Genomic DNA, 20734 nt, shown 5'->3' with positions numbered 1-20734 from the left:
CGCTGCCGCCGGAGACTGACATGTTGTACGACACACTGATTCGCAACGCCCTGGTCATCGACGGCAGCAACACTCCCGGTTACGCCGCTGACGTGGCAATCCTCGATGGCCGCATCGCGCGCATCGGCGATCTGTGCGATGCCCGTGCCACCGAAGAGATCGACGCCGCCGGCCGCGTGCTGGCGCCGGGCTTCATCGACGTGCACACCCACGACGACACCGTGGTGATCCGCCAGCCGCAGATGCTGCCCAAGCTCAGCCAGGGCGTGACCACGGTGATTGTCGGCAACTGCGGCATCAGCGCGGCCCCGGTCAGTCTCAAGGCTGATCCACCGGATCCGATGAACCTGCTCGGCACGGCCGCCGCCTTCGCCTATCCGCGTTTCAGCGATTACCGCGCGGCGGTCGAAGCGGCCAACACCACGTTGAATGTCGCGGCACTGGTGGGGCACACGGCGCTGCGCAGCAATCACCTCGATGATCTGTTTCGCACGGCGACCGACGATGAAATCGCCGCGATGCGCGAGCAGTTGCGTGAAAGCCTGGAGGCGGGCGCCCTTGGTTTATCCACAGGGCTGGCGTATGCGAGCGCGTTCTCGGCTTCCACCGATGAAGTCATGCAACTGACTGAAGAATTGAACGCGTTCGGCGCCGTGTACACCACTCATCTGCGCAGTGAGTTCGAACCGGTGCTGGAAGCCATGGATGAAGCCTTTCGCATCGGCCGCCACGCCCGCTCGCCGGTGATCGTTTCCCACCTCAAATGTGCCGGCGTGGGCAACTGGGGACGCAGCCCACAGTTGCTCGCGTCGCTGGAAGAGGCGGCGAAAACCCACCCGGTCGGCTGTGATTGCTATCCCTACGCGGCGAGTTCTTCGACGCTGGATCTGAAGCAGGTCACCGACGCCCACCGCATCACCATCACCTGGTCGACGCCTCACCCGGAAGTCAGCGGCCGCGACCTGACCGCCATCGCGGCCGAATGGACGATGCCATTGCTCGATGCCGCCAGACGCCTGCAACCGGCGGGTGCGGTGTATTACGGCATGGACGAGAAGGACGTGCGCCGGATCCTCGCCCATCCGCTGACGATGGTCGGCTCCGACGGCCTGCCGGAAGACCCGTTCCCCCATCCGCGCCTGTGGGGCGCTTTCCCACGGGTGCTCGGCCATTTCAGTCGCGACGTCGGCCTGTTTCCGCTGCATACCGCCGTGCACAAGATGACCGGTCTGTCGGCGGCGCGCTTCGGCTTGAAGGAGCGCGGCGAGATTCGCGAAGGACACTGGGCGGATCTGGTGTTGTTCGACCCGGCAACCGTGCATGACGTGGCGGACTTCAGCGACCCGCAACGTGCCGCGCAAGGCATCGACGGCGTGTGGATCAACGGCGTGCTGAGTTATCGCGAGGGGCAGGCCAACGGGCAAAGGGCAGGGCGGTTTCTGGCGCGTGAGGGTGATCTGCGTGACAACTTTCACTGAGTTTCGCGGATTACGTCACGGTGATGGCACATTGCGATTAAAGAAAGCCATCACCAAGCCGAATTGCTGACATCTACCCCGGCTACACTGCGGGGCCAATCAGTCAGGGAGCACCCCATGAGCTTCGGCAAAACCACCCCGATCCTGCGGATTTTCGATGAAGCCAAGGCCTTGGAGTTCTATGTCGACTTCCTCGGTTTCAAGATCGATTGGCAGCATCGTTTCGAACCCGGTTTCCCGTTGTATCTGCAAGTCTCCCGGGGCGAATGTGTGCTGCACCTGTCCGAGCATCATGGCGATGCAACACCGGGTTCGGCCCTGCGGATCGAGACCGATGAGCTGGAGGCCTTCCAGCAGCAGTTGATCGCCAAGAACTACAAGTTCTCCCACCCGGGGATTCAGGCCATGCCGTGGGGCAGCCAGGACATGACCATCGCCGATCCGTTCGGCAATCGTCTGGTGTTCACCAACGCGATCAGCCTCTAGCTGTCGTTCGCTACCCGGTGAGTCTGCCGAAACTCACCGGGCGGCATCCCGCGCCGACTCTTGAAGGTACGGTGAAACGAGCGTGGTTCGGTGAAGCCCAGATACTGCGCAATGTCCTGAATCGGCAACGTGCTGTTGAGCAGGTAATGCTCGGCCAGCTCCTGGCGCAAGTCATCGAGAATCTGTTGATAAGAGGTGCCGGCCTGATGCAACTGGCGTTGCAGCGTGCGCACCGAGACGGCGAGATGTTCGGCCACCTGTTCCTTGCGCGGCAGACCTTCCTTGAGCAACTGGCGCAGGATGCTTTTGACCCGCTGCTCCAGCGACGCATCCTCCAGCGTCGCCATCAGACTTTGCGCGTGTTCCTCCAGCGTGCGCAGCAAATGCGCATCGGCCTGGCGCAACGGCAACTGCAAATACGGCAACGGCACGATCAGCGCTGAATACGGCTGATCGAACAGCACCGGGCATTCAAAAAACTGTTCGTACTGTTCCTGCGTGGTGTCCGCCGGGCGTGAATGCTCCAGCCACACGGCGGCCGGCGACAACTGGGTGTCGGCGATCCAGCGTGCATATTGCAGCCAGGAGCCGAGCACGTTTTCCACCAGATGCCGGCGGATCCGCGGGCGTTCGAAGCGGCAGCTCCAGATCAGGTGCACGTGGCTGTCCTGCACCTCGGCGCGGCTGACGCCCATGTCGCCCACCAGTTTTTCGAACGGCATGATGCGGCTCATGGCATCGCCCAGTGTCGCGCAGTTCATGGTGATGTAACCCAGCACGCTCCAGGAGTTGGGCAGCACGAAATTCGCCGCGTTGAGGCCGAACAGCGGATCGCCCGAGTGTTCGCAAAAGTAGTCGAGCAACCGTTCATGGGTTTCACCCGGCAGGCGCAGGCTGTTGTCGCTCAACTGCTGCGCCTGCAACCCGGCCGCCGCTAACGCAGGCTCGATGGCCAGGCCCAGATGTTCGGCATGACGCAGGTACTTGAGCAGTGGCGGAACGGAGGTGAAGCCGAGCGATTGCATGACCGAATTCCCTTGATCGAGGCCGCCACGGGCGGATGAGCGCCCTGAAAGGTAATTTGAATCCACGACTAAAGTAAATGGCTGACGCTTGCGCGACGTTTGACTCAATTGGCTACTCGAACTGGCCGGATGCGACCGTGACACTTTCGGCCGGCTGACTAGTATGAGGGCCTGAAATCTCACTGATCAGACTGCACAGAAGGACACACGCATGCGACGCTGGAACGGCTGGGGAGATGCAACCACGGTGGTCGAACTGCCGGCCCAGGGCGCAAGGTTTCTCCATGAGCGACTGGGGGAGGGACGCGCGTTGCCCGACGCAACGCTGGAGGCGGCGCTGGCCCGGGTGCCGGCCTCGCGGCTGCCTGAACACGTGTTGTACAGCATCAATGCCCATGACCGTCTGCTGCATGCCCGGGGCCAGAGCCTGCCGGACTGGCTGGCATTGCGTGAAGGCGCGCTGGGCAATTATCCCGACGCCGTGGCGTTCCCGGAAACCGCCGAACACATCCGCCAGTTGCTGGCGCTCGCCCAGGCGCAGGACCTGTGCCTGATTCCCTACGGCGGCGGCACGTCCGTGGCCGGACACATCAACCCGCCAGACTCTGCACGGCCTGTGGTGACAGTGTCGCTGGCGCGGATGAATCGTCTGCTCGACCTCGATGAACAAAGCCTGCTGGCGACTTTCGGCCCCGGCGCCAGTGGCCCGCAGGTGGAAAGCCAACTGCGCGCCCGAGGCTACACGCTGGGACATTTCCCGCAGTCGTGGGAGCTGTCGACGCTGGGTGGTTGGGTGGCCAGTCGCTCCAGCGGTCAGCAGTCATTGCGTTATGGGCGGATCGAGCAACTGTTCGCCGGCGGAACCCTGGAAACCTTTGCCGGGCCGCTGCAGATTCCAACCTTCCCGGCCTCGGCGGCCGGCCCGGATCTGCGCGAAGTGGTGCTGGGTTGCGAAGGGCGTTTCGGGATCATTTCCGAGGTCAAGGTGCGGGTCAGCGCGTTGCCGGCCGATGAGCGTTTCTACGGCGTGTTTCTGCCCAGCTGGAGCAAGGCGCTGCAAGCCATTCAACAACTGGCGCAAGCGCGGGTGCCGCTGTCGATGCTGCGCCTGTCCAACGCGGTAGAGACCGAAACCCAACTGGCGCTGGCTGGCCATCCGCAGCAGATTGTCTGGCTGGAAAAATACCTGAGCCTGCGCGGCGCCGGGCAGGGCAAGTGCCTGCTGACCTTCGGCGTGACCGGCAATCGCAAGCAGAATGCGTTGTCCCTGACTCAGGCCCGTCAGCATCTGAAGGCGTTCGGTGGGGTGTTCACCGGCACGCTGCTCGGCAAGAAGTGGGCGCAGAACCGCTTTCGCTTTCCGTATCTGCGGGAGAACCTGTGGAACGCCGGTTATGTGGTCGACACCCTCGAAACCGCCACCGACTGGAGCAACGTCGACAACCTGCTCAACCGGATCGAAAACAGTCTGCGGGATGCCTTGGCGGCGGAGGGGGAGCGCGTGCACGTGTTCACGCATCTGTCCCACGTCTACGGCGAGGGCTCGAGCATCTACACCACCTACGTATTTCGCCCGGCGGCGGACTATCCCGCGACGCTGGCCCGCTGGAAGGCCCTCAAACACGCGGCCAGCCAGACCATCGTCGACAACCACGGCACCATCAGCCACCAGCACGGTGTGGGCAAGGATCATGCGCCGTACCTGTTACGCGAGAAAGGCGCGCTGGCGATGGACACCTTGCAGGCGCTGAGCCGGCACTTCGACCCGGCCGGGCGCCTGAACCCCGGCACGCTGCTGCAGGAGTGACTGCCATGAGCGCGGACTGGAACGCCGATTGGCGCCAGCAAGTCCTGCCGACGTTGGCGGGTGAACCCTGGGACTTGATCGTGATTGGCGGCGGTATCAGCGGCGCTGGCATCTTGCGCGAAGCCGCGCGCCGTGGCTGGCGTTGCCTGTTGCTGGAGCAGCGTGATTTCGCCTGGGGCACGTCCAGTCGATCCTCGAAAATGGTCCATGGCGGTTTGCGTTATATCGCCAAGGGCCAGTGGCGCCTGACCCGGGATTCCGTGCGCGAACGCCAGCGTCTGCTCGACGAAGCGCCGGGCTTGGTGGAGCCGATGAGTTTCATGATGCCGCACTATCGCGGCGGCTTTCCCGGGCCTCGGGTGCTGGGTGGTTTGTTGTCGGTCTATGACGCATTGGCCGGGCGCCGCGACCATCGTTTCCATGACGCGCAGCAGCTGCGTTATCTGGCGCCGGGCGTGAAAGAACATGACCTGCTGGGCGGCACCTGTTTTGTCGATGCGCTGACCGATGACGCGCGGCTGGTGATGCGCGTGTTGAGCGAAGCACGGGCCGACGGCGCGGTGGTACTCAACGGCATGCGTGTCGAACATCTGCTGCGGGAAAACGGGCGGGTGTGCGGGGTTCAGGTCGAGGACTGTGAGGCCGGCGCCTCACTGCAATTGCGATGTGGCGTGCTGGCGGTGGCCACCGGGGCCTGGGCCGAACGCTTGCGTCCACCCGAGGCGCCCCGCCAGCTGCGCCCGTTGCGTGGCAGTCATTTGCTGCTGCCGGGCTGGCGCTTGCCGGTGGCTCAGGCCTTTACGTTTATGCACGAGCAGGATCGGCGACCGGTGTTCGTTTTCCCGTGGGAAGGCGCCACGGTGGTCGGCACCACGGATCTCGATCACCGCGAGAATCTGGACCAGAGCGCGAGCATCAGCGGTGAAGAACTCGACTATCTGCTGGCGGCCTGCCGACAGCAGTTTCCCGGCGCTGAAGTGACAGCGGCCGACGTGCTTTCAACCTGGTCCGGCGTGCGCCCGGTGGTGGGCAGTGCGGCGGGTGAGCATCAGGACAAACCGTCGAACGAAACCCGTGAACATGTGCTGTGGCAGGAGCCGGGTTGCGTCACGTTGGCCGGCGGCAAGCTCACGACGTTCCGCCCGCAAGCCATCGAAGTGCTCAAGGCGTGCGCCGACATGCTCGGCCGTTCTTTCGATGACGATGCGGCACCGGTGTTTGCCGCCGTGCCGCCACTGGCGATCCCCGGTCTCAGCCCCGGCCAGTGGCGACGTCTGGCCGGGCGACATGGCCGGGACCTGCCGAGACTGGCGCAACGGCTCGCCGAACTGGGCCATGAAACGGTCGGCGCCACCGACACCTTGTGGGCCGAACTGGCCTTCGCCTGCGAAGCGGAGATGGTCCTGCACCTGGATGACCTGCTGCTGCGTCGAACCCGTCTCGGCCTGTTGCTGCCCCATGGCGGCGCCGATTATTTCCCGGCCATTCGCCGACTCTGCCAACCACGGTTGGGCTGGAGTGACGAACACTGGCAACAGGAACAGCAACGCTACCAGGCGTTATGGCAACGCCATCACGGCCTGCCGGATATTGCGCAGTGATGCCCCTCGAAGAGAGCTCCATGGACAACCACCCGAACAAGCGTTACCTGCTGGCCATCGACAATGGCACCCAGAGCGTGCGCGCGCTGCTCTTCGATTTGCAGGGCAATCTGCTCGGCAAGGGCAAGGTTGAATTGCAGGCCTATTACTCGACGCAACCGGGCTGGGCCGAACAGGATCCGGAATATTACTGGGCGAAACTGGGCGAGGCCTGCCAACAGGTGTGGGCGCAAACCGGCATCGATCGTTCGCAGATTGCCGGGGTTTCCCTGACCACCCAGCGTGGCACGGTGATCAACGTCGATGCTCAGGGCAAGCCGCTGCGCCCGGCGATTCTCTGGCTCGATCAGCGCCAGAGCGAAGTCGAAGGCGGGATCAAGGGGCCGTGGGGCTGGCTGTTCAAACTGGCCGGCGCGCAGGCCACCGTGGATTACTTTCGCGCTCAGGCCGAGGCCAACTGGATCGCCCGTCATCAACCCGAAGTATGGGCGGCGACCGACAAGTTTCTCTTGCTCTCGGGGTTTCTCACGCATCGCCTGTGCGGGCGCTTCGTCGACTCGGTGGGCTGTTGCGTCGGTTACCTGCCGTTCGACTTCAAACGCCTGCGCTGGGCCGCACCACGTGACTGGAAGTGGCAGGCGCTGGCAGTGCGTCCCGAGCAACTGCCGACCTTGCACAAACCCGGTGAAACCCTCGGCCACATAACCGCCGAAGCGAGTCGTCACACCGGCATTCCCGAGGGCATTCCGCTGATCGCGGCGGGCGCCGACAAGGCTTGTGAAGTGCTCGGCTCTGGCGTCGTTGACTCGGGCACGGTGTGCCTGTCCTACGGCACCACGGCGACGATCACCAGCACCCGCTCGCGCTATCTGGAAATCGTCCCGTTGATTCCGCCGTACCCGTCGGCGGTGCCGGATCAGTACAACTGCGAGGTGATGATTTATCGCGGCTACTGGATGGTCAGCTGGTTCAAGAACGAGTTCGGCCTGCGGGAAATGCAGCAGGCCAAAGAGCAGGGCATCGAGCCCGAGCAGCTGTTCGATGCGCTGGTCGAGGCGGTGCCCCCGGGGTCGATGGGATTGATGCTGCAACCCTACTGGTCGCCGGGGATTCGCGAACCGGGCGTGGAAGCCAAAGGCGCGATGATCGGCTTCGGCGACGTGCACACCCGTGCGCATATCTACCGGGCAATCCTCGAAGGCCTGGCCTATGCGCTGCGTCAGGGCATGGAGAAAATCGAGAAGCGCTCGAAGATCTCGGTCACCCGTCTGCGGGTGGCTGGCGGCGGCTCGCAAAGTGATGCGGCGATGCAACTGACGGCGAACATTTTCGGCCTGCCAGCGGAGCGTCCGCATGTCTATGAAGCGTCCGGTCTGGGCGCAGCGATTTGCTGCGCGGTGGGGCTTGGGTTGCACGCGGATTTCCCCACGGCGATAGCGGCGATGACCCGGGTTGGCGCGGTGTTCCAGCCGCAGCCTGAGGCGCAGCAGGTCTATGAACGACTTTACAAGGACGTGTATCTGCGCATGTATCGGCAGCTCAAACCGTTGTACCAGAGCATCCGCAAGATCACCGGTTACCCGGCCTGAATGAACAGCGCACGTGGCGCTATCGGAGAACTTTTCTGGTGAGATCGGACAGTGTCAGAGGCGGGGTCGATTGTTAGGCTCGATCCCCACGGCACACATAACAAGAACCAGAAGCAATGAAGCTGATCTCCCTCCTGCTGCTTTGCGCAATGGCCCCGACGGCGTGGGGCTGGTCGAACCATACGGTGGGCAGCTACCTGGCGTTGCAGGACTTGCCGGCGTTGCGCGATGCGTCGCCCGTCGAGGTCGAACCGCTGGAGCGGTTTCTCTCCGAGCAATACCCGGCCATCGTCGCGTTGCTCGATGAGCAGGAACGCTTCGCCCGCGAACACTTCAAGCAGTACCCGCCGCGCCCCGACAACCTCAAGTTGCCTGGCGCGCCGAGCGACAATCTGCGCCACGACTTCCTCACTGCATTGCGGATCAATCCGCTGATTCATCTGGCGATGGTCATTCAGCCATTGCCGGGCAAAGACCTGCCCGAGCGCGAGCATCTGCAGGCCGATCAAGTCATGGTTGAGCAGACGCTTTCGCCGTGGAATCGCCAGCGTTTCATTCGCATAGCCGATCACGAAAAAGTCGCGCCCCTGGCCGTGCTGGCGAGCGCCGCCGATGAGCCGGACTACGGCCACGACATCAATCTGTTCAGCGACAACCCCGGCGAAGTCGCCGCGTCGTACGGCTTCGGCCCGCAGCCGTTTGGCGATGCACGCTTCCAGTACAGCTCCCAGGCGCCGTTTCACATGGGCTTCTTCCATGAGAGCCCGGTGGTGTATGCGGCTGCCGGATTTCTCGAGCGCAGCTGGCCGGACTGGCGCGCATATCAGTACATGGGGCTGGCGCGACTCGCGTTTGCCACGGGGCATTCTTATTGGGGGTATCGCTTTCTCGGTTGGGGCCTGCACCACGTTCAGGACCTGACCCAGCCGTATCACGCCAAGCCATTGCCCGGCGTCGAACTGCCGAGCCTCCTGCTGCTGGAGGGCAAGGCGCTGGCCGGTTTTGCGCAGGACAAACAGGCGTCCATCGAACGGGTCGCGACCCGCCACATGGAAGTCGAGAAGTACCAGTCGACCTGGCTGCGGCGCGTGCTGCGCGCCGGTCAGCCGCATCCGATGCTTGACGCTTACGCCGATGCCGCCGGGGACGCGCATTACCCGCCGTACTCCGTGGACTATTTGCGCGAAGTGGTGAGTGCCGAGTCCGTCGACGACTCTGCCGCCTTCGATGAAGCCATCGGCCAATGGCTGGAAACGGCGCCGGTCACCAGCGATTTCAGTGCCGGCAATCAGTTGCAGCTAGAGAACTTCGAGCATCCGGAACTGAATCGGCAACTGCTCAGATTGCTCGGCCATTTCGGCGCCCACAGCCGGATTTATGTCAGCGCGGGACTGGCGCCCTGAGCATCGCGGCAACACACAACAATAAGAACAGGGAAGGAGGAACAGATGATCAACACTCGATTGCGCCTGTCTGGCGTAGCGCTCCCCGGTGTCGGTTTGGCAGGGCTGCTGCAACTCTGCGCAGTCGACGCGGTGCAGGCTGCCGAGTTCAGCGTGCTGGACAATCAGGTCACCGGCTCGCTCGACACGACCCTGTCCTATGGCCGCTTGTGGCGGGTTCAGGGCCGGGACAAGAACAACGATGACGTCAACACCAACGACGGCAATCGCAACTTCGACACCGGGCTGGTTTCCGAGGTGTACAAGATCACCTCGGAGCTGGAGGCCAACTACCAGAACTACGGGATGTTCCTGCGCGGCACGGCGTTCTACGACACCCAGTTGATGGACAAGCGCAACGACTACTACCACAACAACAGCCCGTCGCAGCCGAGCCAGAGTTATCCCCAGGACGACCGTTTCACTGGCCAGACCCGCGACATCGCGGGCAGCCGGATCGAGATGCTCGACGCCTACGTCCATGGCAGCTGGGACGTCGCGCAAATGCCGGTGACGGCACGGGTCGGGCGTCAGGTGTTCAACTGGGGCGAGGGAATTTTCTATCGCGGCGGGATCAACACCACCAACCCGGTGGACGCCGCCAAGTACCGCTTGCCCGGCGCCGAGGTCAAGGAAGTGCTGATGCCGGTGGAGGCGGTCAGCTTCAACATCGGCCTGACCGACAGCCTGACCATGGAGAGCTTCTACCAGACCAACTGGAAAGAAACCCGCATCGACCCGGTCGGCACCTTCTACTCGCAGACCGACCTGTTCGCCGATGGTGGCAACACCGCCTACAACAACTTCAGCGGCACCGCCCTCGACACGCCGGTGCCGGGCTTCGGCAACGTCATCGGGCTGTACAGCGCACTGGGCAACAACCCGCTGCTGGGGCCGGCGCTGAAATCCACCGGTCTCTACGCCAACGGTGTGACTCCGGCCTATGGCAACACCCTGAAAGTGGCGACCATCGGCAAGGACTACAACGCGCGCAACGACGGCCAGTTCGGCTTTGCCTTTCGCTACATCGCCGAAGAACTCAACAGCACCGAGTTCGGCCTGTACATGGTCAACTACCACGCCAAGGAGCCGACCATCGCTGCCGACCTCGGCGGTTACAAGGGCATCGACATGAATGCCCTGACCAACATGCTCTCCAGCGTCGCCGGCAGTCAGGCCGGGGCTCTCGCCAACGGGCTGGCGACCGCCGATGTGATGGGCAACATCCAGGCCCATCGGCGCTATGCCGAAGACATCCGCATGTACGGCTTCAGTTTCAACACCACCCTGGGCAATGCCTCAGTGTTCGGTGAACTGGCCTATCGGCCGAACCTGCCCATCGGCATCGCCGCCACCAACGACTTGATCGGCGATCTGGCCAATGGCGCTGCGGCGGCGGTGTCCGGCAAGGCCATCAACGTCGGCGGGCAAATGGTCACCCTCGACAGCCAGATCAACAACGCCGAGCGGGTGGAAGCGTTCAACACCTCGCTGGGCAGTATCTACAACTTCGGCCCGACCCTGTCGTTCGACTCGATGTTCGGCATCTTCGAACTGGCCTCCGAGCACCTGCGCGGCAGCAGCCTGCAATACACCGCCTACGACGGCAGCAACCGTTACTACGCCGGCACCGGCAACACTTCGTACGTGTCCGGCGGTGATCGTGACGATCAGGTCAACCGCAATTCCTACAGCTACACGGTGATGTTCAACGGCACCTGGAACGACGTGTACGCCGGGATCAACGTCTCGCCCTACGTCGTCTACAAGGACGACTTCAAGGGCAACAGCTATCAGGCCGGCAATGCCATCGACGGGCGCAAGGCCTACACGCTGGGGGTCAAGGCCAACTACCAGAACAAGCTCGAAGCCGAACTGCAGTACACCGAGTTCTGGGGCGGCGGGCAGAACAACGGCATTCGCGACCGTGACAACGTCGGGTTCAACCTCAAGTATTTCCTTTGATATCCAGAACACCGGTGTCCCCCTGTGGGAGCGAGCCTGCTCGCGATGAGGACGGCACATCCAGAAGTTGTGTTGCCTGACTCACCGCCATCGCCAGCAGGCTGGCTCCCACAGGGGATTCACTGGTTATGCAGACCTGGTTTTATTTCGGAGAACGATCATGTTTCAAGCTTCACGATTGACCAAAACCACGCTGGCGCTCGTCCTCGGCCTGGCCACCGGCAGTGCACTGGCCGCTATCTCGCCCCAGCAAGCCGAACAACTGAAAACCTCGCTCACCCCGATGGGCGCCGAGCGCGCCGGCAACGCGGCCGGCACCATTCCGGCCTGGACCGGCGGCATCACCCAGGCCCCGGCGGGCTTCAAACCCGGTCAGCATCACCCCGATCCCTACGCGGCGGACAAACCGCTGTTCATCATCACCAAGGCCAATCTCGACCAGTACAAGGCGCATCTCACACCGGGCCAGATCGCCCTGTTCAACAGCTACCCCGACACCTTCCAGATGCCGGTCTATCCCTCGCGTCGATCCGGTTCCGCGCCGCAGTGGCTGTATGACAACACCCTGAAAAATGCGACCTCGGCCAAACTGCTGGAGGGCGGCAGCGGATTCGCCGATGCCTATGGCGGCGTGCCGTTTCCGGTGCCCAAGGACGGGGTCGAAGTGCTGTGGAACCACATCACTCGCTATCGCGGCATCTACGTCGTTCGTCGCGCTTCCGAAGCACCGGTACAGCGCAACGGCAGCTTCGCGCTGGTGACCTCGCAGCAGGAAGGCTTCTTCAACTACTACCGCCCGGGCGGCCAGTTCGCCGACCTGAAAAACGTCCTGTTCTACTACCTCGCCTTCGTGAAAAGCCCGGCGCGCCTCGCGGGCGGTGCCGCACTGGTTCACGAGACGCTGGATCAACTCAAGGACCCGCGCCAGGCCTGGATCTACGACGCCGGCCAACGCCGCGTGCGTCGCGCGCCGAACCTCGCCTACGACACGCCGATCGCTTCCTCCGATGGCCTGCGCACCGCAGACGACACCGACCTGTTCAACGGCTCGCCGGATCGCTTCGACTGGAAGCTCAAGGGCAAACAGGAAATTTACATCCCCTACAACAACTACAAAGTCGGCAGCCCTGACGTGAAATATGCCCAGCTGCTCACTCCCGGCCACCTCAACCCGCAATACACCCGCTACGAACTGCACCGGGTCTGGGTGGTGGAAGGCACACTCAAGCCGGGCGCGCGGCATGTCTATTCCAAGCGAGTGCTGTTCCTCGACGAAGACAGCTGGGGCGCCGCACTGGTGGATCAGTATGACGGGCGCGGGGAGTTGTGGCGCGTGTCGATGGCCTACCTGAAAAACTTCTACGACCTGCCCACCACCTGGAGCGCACTCGACGTCTTCCACGACTTGCAGGCCCGGCGTTACTACGTGCAGAACCTGGATAACGAAGAGGCCTCCACCGTCGACTTCTCGCAACCGATGCCGGAGGACGCGTATTTCATGCCGTCGGCGTTGCGGCAGCGGGGGACTCGGTAAGCTGTAATCCGTTTCTTCTAAAGAGCAGGCAGAGGTTTTCGAGTTGGTTTGTTAGTCTGCAATCACTCATTTCACGGATTGAAGGAAGCCTTATGACCAGCATCACTATTCGACTCGATGAGCAGATGACAGAGCTACTGCGTATCGCTGCCGCCCAAAACGGCCATTCCATGGAAGACGAAGCGCAGCAGATTCTGGAGAACGCGTTGGCTTACGTTGATCAAGCCGGCGGGTTAGGTACTCGGATACACAATCGATTTGGCGCCATGGGTGGTGTCGAACTCGATCTGCCATCACGTTCAGAAAACCTCAGCGGCTGATAAACACCGCTCACAAAAAGCCCGCCGCCACACCAAGACTTGTGTGGCGGCGGGCTCTTTATAGGGTGCAAAAAAGGCGAGTGCACCGCACTCGCCACATCCCGCATCAATCCCTCGGCACGACCTTGTCCAGCGCACGGTTAACGGCCATTTCGGCGATCATCACGATCTGGGCGATGCCTTGCAGGGTCTTGCGGTGGCTGCCCTCGACCAGTGCCACATGATTATTGAGCATGACGGTGGCGGAGCCGAGGGATTCGCTGGCGTCTACCAGCAGGGATTTGGTGTCGGCTTCGGGGTGAGCCTGATAGAGGGTGTTGGGTTTGTAGGGCGCAGCCATGATGTGGGCGCTGAGTGGGCCCAGGTGATAATCGAGGGCGCGTTCGGCGGCTTCGTTGAAGCGTTTCGAGCCGGGGCATTCGTAGGGGGATGCCGGATCCGGGAGGGTTGTGGGTTCGGTGAGGGGTGGGTTTGGCGTTACCTTGAACATGGATGTTTACCTTTTATGAGGCTGCATCCATTTCGCCGCTAAGCAAAAGGGAGGCAGCTGTGCGCAAGTTAGCGGACCGGTAAGCATCCAAACCCGGTGCATCCGAAGATGCCATGCGCACAGCCACCATCAAGTGCAGGCGAGTGCCTGACTGGATCGTACTTGTGCAACCGAGGATACAACCGAGCCGCTAAGCTCGATCACTGGAAATCAGTGACGCAATCAAATTACGCAGCCAGCCCAAGGCGCACAAGCCGGCGGATTCTGGCGTAGCCGTAGGCAACGGCGCAAGGTTTTGTGGGCTTCGGGACGTATCACGGCGTGTCCTTAAACACCACTGACCAACCGTGTGTAATTGCGTTTCAGAGCGTGTCATCCAATTCCTGAACATGGCAATTTCAGGGCAAAAAAGTAGGGCAGCTTTTCAGCTGCCCTTCTTTGTACATCGGCTTTCGTGTGCAGGGTTTACACGCGGAAATGGCTCACCATCTGCTGCAACTGCCCACCCAGTCGCGCCAGTTCAACACTCGACTTGGCGGTCTCATCGCTCGCCGCTGCCGTCTGCTCCGACACGTCACGGACGTTGATGATGCTGCGGCTGATTTCTTCGGCCACGGCGCTTTGCTGTTCGGCGGCTGCGGCGATCTGCTGGTTCATCGACTGGATGTTCGACACCGTGCGGGTGATGTTTTCCAGGGAGTCGCCGGCCTTGCGGGTCAGGGCCACGCTGCTGTCTGTCAGGGCGCGACTGTTGTTCATCACGGCGGAAACCTGCTGCGTGCCGTTCTGCAGACCGGCCACCAGGCCTTCGATTTCCTCGGTGGATTTCTGCGTGCGCTGGGCCAGGCCACGGACTTCGTCGGCGACCACGGCAAAACCGCGACCGGCTTCACCGGCACGGGCGGCTTCGATGGCGGCGTTGAGGGCCAGCAGGTTGGTCTGTTCGGCCACGGCCTTGATCACGTCCATGACGCTGCCGATCTTGTCGCTTTCCTGTTGCAGCACGCTCATGGCTTCGGTGGAACGCACCACTTCGCTTGCCAGACGCTCGATCTGGGCGATGGCTTCGTTCACCACTTTGTCGCCTTCGCGGGCTTCGCCGTCAGCGGCGGCTGCGGCTTGCGAGGCTTCTTCGGCGTTGCGCGCGACTTCCTGCACGGTGGCGGTCATCTCGTGCATGGCGGTGGCGACTTGATCGGTCTCGACCTTCTGGCTGTTCACGCCGGCGCTGGTCTGTTCGGTCACGGCCGACAGCTCTTCGGCGGCGCTGGCGATCTGGGTCACACCATCGCGGATGCCGCTGATCAGGTCACGCAGGGTCACGCCCATGCGCGCAATGCCTTGTTGCAGCACGCCGAGTTCGTCGCGACGGGTCACGACCACGTTCTGGCTCAGGTCGCCGCTGGCGATGCGCTCGACCACGGCCATGGTTTCCTGCAGCGGACGGGTGATCTGGCGGGTAATGATGAACGCCGCAATGACGCCCACCAGCAACGCCAGCAGCGTGCTGATCAGTTGCAGGGTGCGGGCCTGGGCACTTTCCATGTCACGACGGTCGAGCTGGATCTGATACATCTGCTCGCTCAGGGTCACGATGTTGGCGCCCTGATCGGTCATTTCCTTGCGGGCCTGCACGGCTTCGCTGTTGGCGTTCTTGAACGCCTGCAAGGCACTGCGGTAGTTGGTCAGCGCGGTTTCCAGCTGACGCAGGGTGTCTTGCTGGGTGCTGGAGAAATGCACGCTCAACTGTTTCAGGCTGGCGATGGCGACATCCAGTTGGCCGACGGCTTTCTGCTCGGTATCGGCATTGGTGGTGGCGGTGTAGCCGCGCACTTCGTAGCGGGCCAGGATGAACGCTTCCTTGGCTTCGGTGATGGCCTGGAATTGCTCGAAGCGCTCCTCGCTCATCGCCATCTGCCGCACGCGGTTGCTGATCGATTCGATCAAGTTGTAAGCGGTCTCGGCATTGGCGGCCATGGTGTCGCGCGCCGTGTTGCCGGTGCGGTAGGCGTTGCGCATCTTGTTCAGGGAGGTCTGGTACTCGGCGATGGTCGCGGCCTGCTCCTTGAGCAGTTTGACGTTTTCCGGGCTCTTGAACTTGCCCAGCAGCGCCTGCTGTTGCGCGGCGAAACCGTCGAGGGTGGTCTGCACGTTCTGCGCGGCGGTTTCATCGCCATTGGTCAGCATGTATTGCAGGCGCACCACGCGCAGCTTGGTCAGGCCGGCGTTCAGCTGGGTGATGTCGCTCATCCAGTTGCTGCGGTCAATCAGGCCGCCGAGGCTGGTCCAGCCGGTGAGCGCCAGGATGCAGGTCAGGGCCAGGACGAGACCGAAACCCAGCCCCAGTTTGAGGTTCACGCTGATGTTGCCGAACCAGCTATTCATCACAATTCCTCCAGAAAACGTTGTGCGTCTTGATCGTCGGTCAGGCTGGAAGATTGTTGTTTTTTTGAGCCAGCAAGGGTGTTAGCAGGACTGTATCGGCCGCAAATCCGAGAGCTGAAAGGATTTTGTCCGACGGAATTTGTAACAAGGGATCCCAAGACTTTTTTCACATGACTTTCACTGGCTGCCCACGGGGGCCTCTGTACCTTCGCCGGATCAAATGACAGTGCTGCGAGCTGGCGAGGCGGATTTTTGTGGAATTGAGACTGAGTCTGTTCGGCGTCAAACGCTCGATCGACCTGAGCGGTTTGGCCCGTTTTCGGAACGCCGGGGTTGTCCTGGCGACCTTGGCGCTGGTGGTGCCATTGACCCTGTGGCTGCTCGCCCCGGCGGCGGTGCCTGATCTGGCCCACGGCAATGTGGCCGGCGCGCAGGCGTTGGCGGCCGGTTGGGCCAAGGGCGACATGATCGTGCTGGTGCGTCATGTCGAGCGCTGCGATCACTCCCCGGCGCCATGCCTGAGCGGCAATGACGGCATCACCGACCGTTCGCGCAGTGTCGCGGTCGCCGTCGGCGCACAGTTCGAACATCTGGGCCTGAACCATGCCGACATCTACAACAGCCCGATGACCCGCACCGTGCAGACCGCCGGTTACATGTTCAACCACGCGACGGCCGGTGAAGACTGGCTGATCAGTTGCAAGGGGCGCATGTTGCAGGATGCGCTCGCGCACAAGATCCCGGGGCGAAACCTGATCCTGGTCACCCACAGCGAATGCATGGCGCAGCTGGAAAAAGACCTCAAGGTGCCGGCCTCGACCCTCGGTTATGGATCCTCGCTGTTCGTTTCCGCGGCCAACCCGGCGGCTCCAAAAATGCTCGGCTTCATCGAAGCCTCCGACTGGCGCACGGTGTCCACCCGATGAGTGCTCGCTTTTACGCTTACAACTTCGGTATCCCGCTGTTTTGTGCTGCTGTGGTGTTTCTGATGTTCGACATGACGAACATCGACATTGCCTTCAGTAATCTGCTGTTCGATCCGCTGACCAATACCTTCCCCCTCGACAAGATTCACTTCTTTGAAAAGCTGACCCACAAGTGGGCGCGGATCATTCCGAACTGGACTGCTGAAATTGCCTTGGTCGGTGCGATGCTGTCGGTGGTCTGGCCGCTGGTCATTCCGCAGAAACGCCCGGGCTTCGCCGGGTTTCTTGAGCGCTGCAAAGTGGCGCCTGTGCTGCGCTTTGCCGCTGACCATCGCCGGGATTTTCTGTTTGTGGTGGTGGCGTTCGCGGTGTGTACCGGCGTGATTCACTTCCTCAAGGCCCATACCAGCGTTTACTGCCCGATCGAGACGACGCTGTACGGCGGCAAGATGGCGCACATCGAGTGGTACAACAATTTCCAGCTGTTCCATGAGGCCGGTGACGGTCGCTGCTGGCCGGGCGGACACGCTTCCGGCGGCTTCACCATGCTGGCGCTGTATTTTGTCGCGCGTCGTTATCAGTGGCGCTTCTCCAGCGCCTTGTTGTGGGGCTCGCTGCTGCTCGGTTTCGTCTACGGCACCACACGCGTCCTGCAGGGCTGGCACTACATGTCCCACACGTTCTGGGCCGGTATCTTCGTATGGCTGGCGTGTCTGCTGACGGCGCTGGCGTTTTATGGCCGGGCTCGTCTGGAACTGCCGGTATTGAGCAAGCGTGAGCGACAGGTATTCGGTGCGCAGCCTGAGGCTGCTCTCTGAAGTATCGCCATTGAAATGAAAAACCCGCCATCACTGGCGGGTTTTTCGTTTGTGCATCGCTGTATCAGTAGCCTACGAAGTAGTACGCCTGGCGCCCGACCATCATGGTCTTGAGTACTTTCAACGGGGCGGCGGGCTCGCTGTCGCCCGACATCACCGCGATGTTCGAAGGCGAGGCACTGAGGTAATCCTTCAGTTGCGCATCGGTATCCAGGCCCTTGAGGACGCTCTGGGTGTAGAACACGCTGGCACCGCCGACCCGTTCGTTGGCCTGGAACAGCGCGACCTGATGGCCGCTGGCTTGCAGGCTCTGGATATGTTCGGTCAGTGGCAGGAACGACAATTCCTTGTCCGCCTTCGGCAGTGCCCATTGTGCGGCACCGAGGTAGCTGGCGATCACCACCGTCAGGATACCGGCCGCCAATGCCTGACGATGACGGGCGATCCATCCGACAAACCCGCTGTTACGGTCCTTCAACCTCTCGAACAGTACACCCGCATATTCCGCCGCAATCACTGCCGCTGCCGGCGTCATCGACATCAGGTACACCGTGCGCTTGCTCGACGCCAGGGTCAGCATGATGAACTGCGCAACGATCCACAGGCTGAAAAACAGCAGGTAACGATTGGCCTTCAATTGTTTGCGGAAGTGCCACAGCCCCAGGTACACCAGAATATTCCACGGCAGGAACGCTTCGGGCAGTTTGGCGATGTAGTAGTAGAACGGCTCATAGTGCCCGGCTTCGACGAACGACCCGCTGAAGCGCCCGACACTGTTGGTCAGCAAGACTTCTCTGACGGCCTGGGCGCCGCCGTGCTGATAGAGCACCGCGAGCCAGATCAGCAGCGGAATCAGCCCGAGCGCGGTCAGCAAACCGGGCCGCAGCCACTCGGTCAGTTTGAAGCGCTTGTCCATCAGGTTGTCGGCCAGCAGGTAAGCGAAAATCACCACCCCCGGCATCGCCAGACCGAGCACGCCTTTGCTCAGGGTAGCGATGGCAATCCCGACGATAAACAGCAACGAATTACCCGGCGTCGAAGCGCGTTGTGCCTGGAAAAACGCCAGCAGTGCCGTGGTCACGCCGAGCGCGAGCAACGCATCCTCGCCAACCCCGCGCACGTTGCTCCAGTAACTGGCCATGGTTGCCAGCAGGATTCCCGCGGTCCACGCAATCGCTTTCGGCCGTCCGAAGCGCCGCAGCATGCCGTACAGAATCATCACGCTGAGCAGGCCGGCCACCGCCGACGCCAGCCGCACCGCCCACGGCGAAACACCGAACACGCGCATGGCGCCGGCGTCCAGCCACAGACTCAGCGGTGGTTTTTCCAGAAACGGTTCGCCGAACAGACGGGGCGTCACCCAGTCATCGTCCAGATGCATCTCCATGGCGATGCCGGCGACGCGGGCCTCGGTGGAGCCTTGCAATTGATGGTTACCCAACGCGAAGAAAAACAGCAGGGCGGCAAGCAGGAACAGGGAAGTGACGGCACGCGACGACATAGGTTTCAGATAACCGGAAGGGGCGAGAGGCGTGAGCATACTTCGTCAATGCTTAACAAATTGTGAAACTCACGCGAGTCGTCGCGACCAGCGCTGATCTGGCGCCTCAAACCCCGGATTGACCAGTGCCGTCAGCACATGATCCTGCCAGCGTCCGGCAATGTTCAGGTAGGCCTTGGCGTAGCCTTCTTTCTCGAACCCAAGGCGCTCAAGCAGCCGCGCACTGCGTTCATTGCCGGGAATGTAGTTGGCCATGATCCGGTGCAGATTCTGGGCCTCGAACATGTACGCGATGGCGGACTCCAGCGCTTCCTGCATCAAACCCTGGCCCTGATGGGCTGCATCGATGTGATAACCCAGATAACAGGCCTGGAACGCACCACGAATGATCCCGCTGAAATTGCAGGCGCCGATCATTTGCTGGCCGTCGGGAGTCAGCAGCGCCATGTGCACCGCCAGCCCAGCTTCGAAGGCGCTGGCCTGAACTTCAAGGCGTCGGCGAATCTGTTCGGTGGAGAAGTAGTCTGTGGTGCGGATCGGTGACCACGGGGCGAGATGGCGCTGGTTGCGTTGGTAGAAATCACTTTCCAGAGACGCCTGCTCCGGGTCGAGCACCGCGAGCGTCAGGCGTTGGCAGGGGAGGGTCAACAGCGGCATTGGGGGCTCCGGGGATCGGTGTTGATCGCCAGAATTGCCCGGCAGGCAGGAAAATACAAATCGCCGCCAGATTCCGGGCGAAAAAAAGCCCGCAGGAGAGCGGGCGAACCGTAGTTTCTTGAATGAGCGAGCGGACTTTACAGCTTTGGCGGAAGCGGGGCAGTGAAGAAAAATTCATCTCGCTGCACCGTCGTTCAAGACGCCAGGTCCCCTGATTTCGGCTCTTTCAAGAGGGTCAGTGGCAGATAACCGGCTTCGAATCGGCCGTCTGCTGCAATGGATCAAGCTTGCTCAGGGCGCTGCTGACCAGCATCTCCGCCAACCCCGCCAACTGATGCATCGCAACGATCCGCGCACGTTGCACCTCATCCGGTCGATGGACCAGATCATGCGCCATCATATTGAGTGCCGCGAGATTCTGGCTGGCGTGGGTCAACAGAGTGACCAGGTCGACGTCGGGACGCACGCTGAAGATCTGATCAACCGGAAGAAGCCGGGAATTGCGCCTGCGGGTAACGGTAATTGGCCGTTCGGAAGTCGAGATCGTCCTGGACTCGGTAACCGGGGGATTTTCGGATGGATCGGGGGTGTCTTTTTTCATGACCGGACTCCATGTGAGGGGTGATCCTTGCGCTTCGGCGGGGTAGTGCCGTTCACCTGTTTGTTGCGAGGGGTGGAGGGTAACCGGGTGCTGTCTCTTATACACATCT

17 protein-coding genes and 1 pseudogene are annotated in these 20734 nt (G+C 62.0%); 11 read left to right on the top strand and 7 right to left on the bottom strand.

The window, feature by feature from the left end; genetic code table 11:
* The first annotated feature begins 20 nt into the window (after window positions 1-20).
* Together DXT77_RS14365 and DXT77_RS14360 are read left to right on the top strand one after the other, a co-directional pair.
* Entirely contained in the window at window positions 21-1478 is a 1458-nt protein-coding gene (locus tag DXT77_RS14365; protein ID WP_119428078.1) for an amidohydrolase family protein, read from the top strand.
* 117 nt (window positions 1479-1595) lie between these two features.
* Window positions 1596-1964 (top strand): glyoxalase superfamily protein, encoded by a 369-nt coding sequence (locus tag DXT77_RS14360; protein ID WP_114881352.1) that lies wholly within the window; start codon window positions 1596-1598, stop codon window positions 1962-1964.
* Here the strand turns inward: DXT77_RS14360 and DXT77_RS14355 are convergent.
* Window positions 1961-2989, bottom strand: a complete 1029-nt coding sequence (locus DXT77_RS14355; protein WP_119428077.1) for an AraC family transcriptional regulator — start codon at window positions 2987-2989, stop codon at window positions 1961-1963. The genes DXT77_RS14360 and DXT77_RS14355 overlap by 4 nt on opposite strands.
* A gap of 211 nt (window positions 2990-3200) precedes the next feature.
* Here DXT77_RS14355 and DXT77_RS14350 point away from each other — a divergent pair, with 211 nt between their 5' ends.
* From DXT77_RS14350 to DXT77_RS14320, 7 genes are all read left to right on the top strand, one after another.
* Window positions 3201-4796: an FAD-binding oxidoreductase gene (locus DXT77_RS14350; protein WP_119428076.1), complete on the top strand. Its 1596-nt coding sequence runs from the start codon at window positions 3201-3203 to the stop codon at window positions 4794-4796.
* A 5-nt stretch (window positions 4797-4801) separates the two neighbouring features.
* Window positions 4802-6397: a glycerol-3-phosphate dehydrogenase/oxidase gene (locus DXT77_RS14345; RefSeq protein ID WP_119428075.1), complete on the top strand. Its 1596-nt coding sequence runs from the start codon at window positions 4802-4804 to the stop codon at window positions 6395-6397.
* A gap of 20 nt (window positions 6398-6417) precedes the next feature.
* Window positions 6418-7986, top strand: a complete 1569-nt coding sequence (locus DXT77_RS14340) for an FGGY-family carbohydrate kinase (RefSeq protein ID WP_119428074.1) — start codon at window positions 6418-6420, stop codon at window positions 7984-7986.
* A gap of 116 nt (window positions 7987-8102) precedes the next feature.
* Entirely contained in the window at window positions 8103-9389 is a 1287-nt protein-coding gene (locus DXT77_RS14335; protein ID WP_119428073.1) for a phospholipase, read from the top strand.
* Between the two features lie 45 nt (window positions 9390-9434).
* Window positions 9435-11393, top strand: coding sequence for a DUF1302 domain-containing protein (locus DXT77_RS14330; RefSeq protein WP_119428072.1), 1959 nt, complete (start codon window positions 9435-9437; stop codon window positions 11391-11393).
* A 160-nt stretch (window positions 11394-11553) separates the two neighbouring features.
* Entirely contained in the window at window positions 11554-12927 is a 1374-nt protein-coding gene (locus DXT77_RS14325; RefSeq protein ID WP_119428071.1) for a DUF1329 domain-containing protein, read from the top strand.
* A gap of 92 nt (window positions 12928-13019) precedes the next feature.
* Window positions 13020-13247, top strand: a complete 228-nt coding sequence (locus tag DXT77_RS14320) for a TraY domain-containing protein (protein ID WP_119428070.1) — start codon at window positions 13020-13022, stop codon at window positions 13245-13247.
* Window positions 13248-13353: 106 nt separating this feature from the next.
* Here DXT77_RS14320 and DXT77_RS14315 read toward each other — a convergent pair whose 3' ends face one another.
* The 3 genes and pseudogenes from DXT77_RS14315 to DXT77_RS30395 form a co-directional block, all read right to left on the bottom strand.
* A complete protein-coding gene (locus DXT77_RS14315) occupies window positions 13354-13737 on the bottom strand; it encodes a DUF6124 family protein (RefSeq protein ID WP_119428069.1) in 384 nt (127 codons plus the stop codon).
* 465 nt (window positions 13738-14202) lie between these two features.
* Complete coding sequence (locus DXT77_RS30400; protein ID WP_371850997.1) at window positions 14203-14916, bottom strand: methyl-accepting chemotaxis protein; 714 nt, start codon at window positions 14914-14916, stop codon at window positions 14203-14205.
* Between the two features lie 144 nt (window positions 14917-15060).
* A pseudogene (locus DXT77_RS30395) lies at window positions 15061-15987 on the bottom strand (methyl-accepting chemotaxis protein); the annotation flags it as partial.
* A 389-nt stretch (window positions 15988-16376) separates the two neighbouring features.
* Between DXT77_RS30395 and DXT77_RS14305 the strand changes: the two are divergent.
* Both DXT77_RS14305 and DXT77_RS14300 read left to right on the top strand, forming a co-directional pair.
* Entirely contained in the window at window positions 16377-17048 is a 672-nt protein-coding gene (locus DXT77_RS14305; protein ID WP_119428067.1) for a histidine phosphatase family protein, read from the top strand.
* Window positions 17045-17866, top strand: coding sequence for a phosphatase PAP2 family protein (locus DXT77_RS14300; RefSeq protein WP_119428066.1), 822 nt, complete (start codon window positions 17045-17047; stop codon window positions 17864-17866). The genes DXT77_RS14305 and DXT77_RS14300 overlap by 4 nt, the downstream gene beginning before the upstream one ends.
* Window positions 17867-17930: 64 nt before the next feature.
* Here the strand turns inward: DXT77_RS14300 and DXT77_RS14295 are convergent, their stop codons facing one another.
* The 3 genes from DXT77_RS14295 to DXT77_RS14285 all read right to left on the bottom strand — a co-directional run bounded on the left by DXT77_RS14295 (window position 17931) and on the right by DXT77_RS14285 (window position 20625).
* Window positions 17931-19406: an ArnT family glycosyltransferase gene (locus DXT77_RS14295; RefSeq protein WP_372238677.1), complete on the bottom strand. Its 1476-nt coding sequence runs from the start codon at window positions 19404-19406 to the stop codon at window positions 17931-17933.
* A 30-nt stretch (window positions 19407-19436) separates the two neighbouring features.
* Entirely contained in the window at window positions 19437-20024 is a 588-nt protein-coding gene (rimJ, locus tag DXT77_RS14290) for a ribosomal protein S5-alanine N-acetyltransferase (RefSeq protein WP_119428065.1), read from the bottom strand.
* A gap of 235 nt (window positions 20025-20259) precedes the next feature.
* Window positions 20260-20625, bottom strand: a complete 366-nt coding sequence (locus DXT77_RS14285; RefSeq protein WP_119428064.1) for a DUF6124 family protein — start codon at window positions 20623-20625, stop codon at window positions 20260-20262.
* Window positions 20626-20734 lie beyond the last annotated feature (109 nt).

It is taken from the genome of Pseudomonas sp. 91RF (assembly GCF_003576265.1).
Lineage (GTDB): Bacteria > Pseudomonadota > Gammaproteobacteria > Pseudomonadales > Pseudomonadaceae > Aquipseudomonas > Aquipseudomonas kribbensis.
This window is presented reverse-complemented; position numbering and strand designations above follow the sequence as displayed.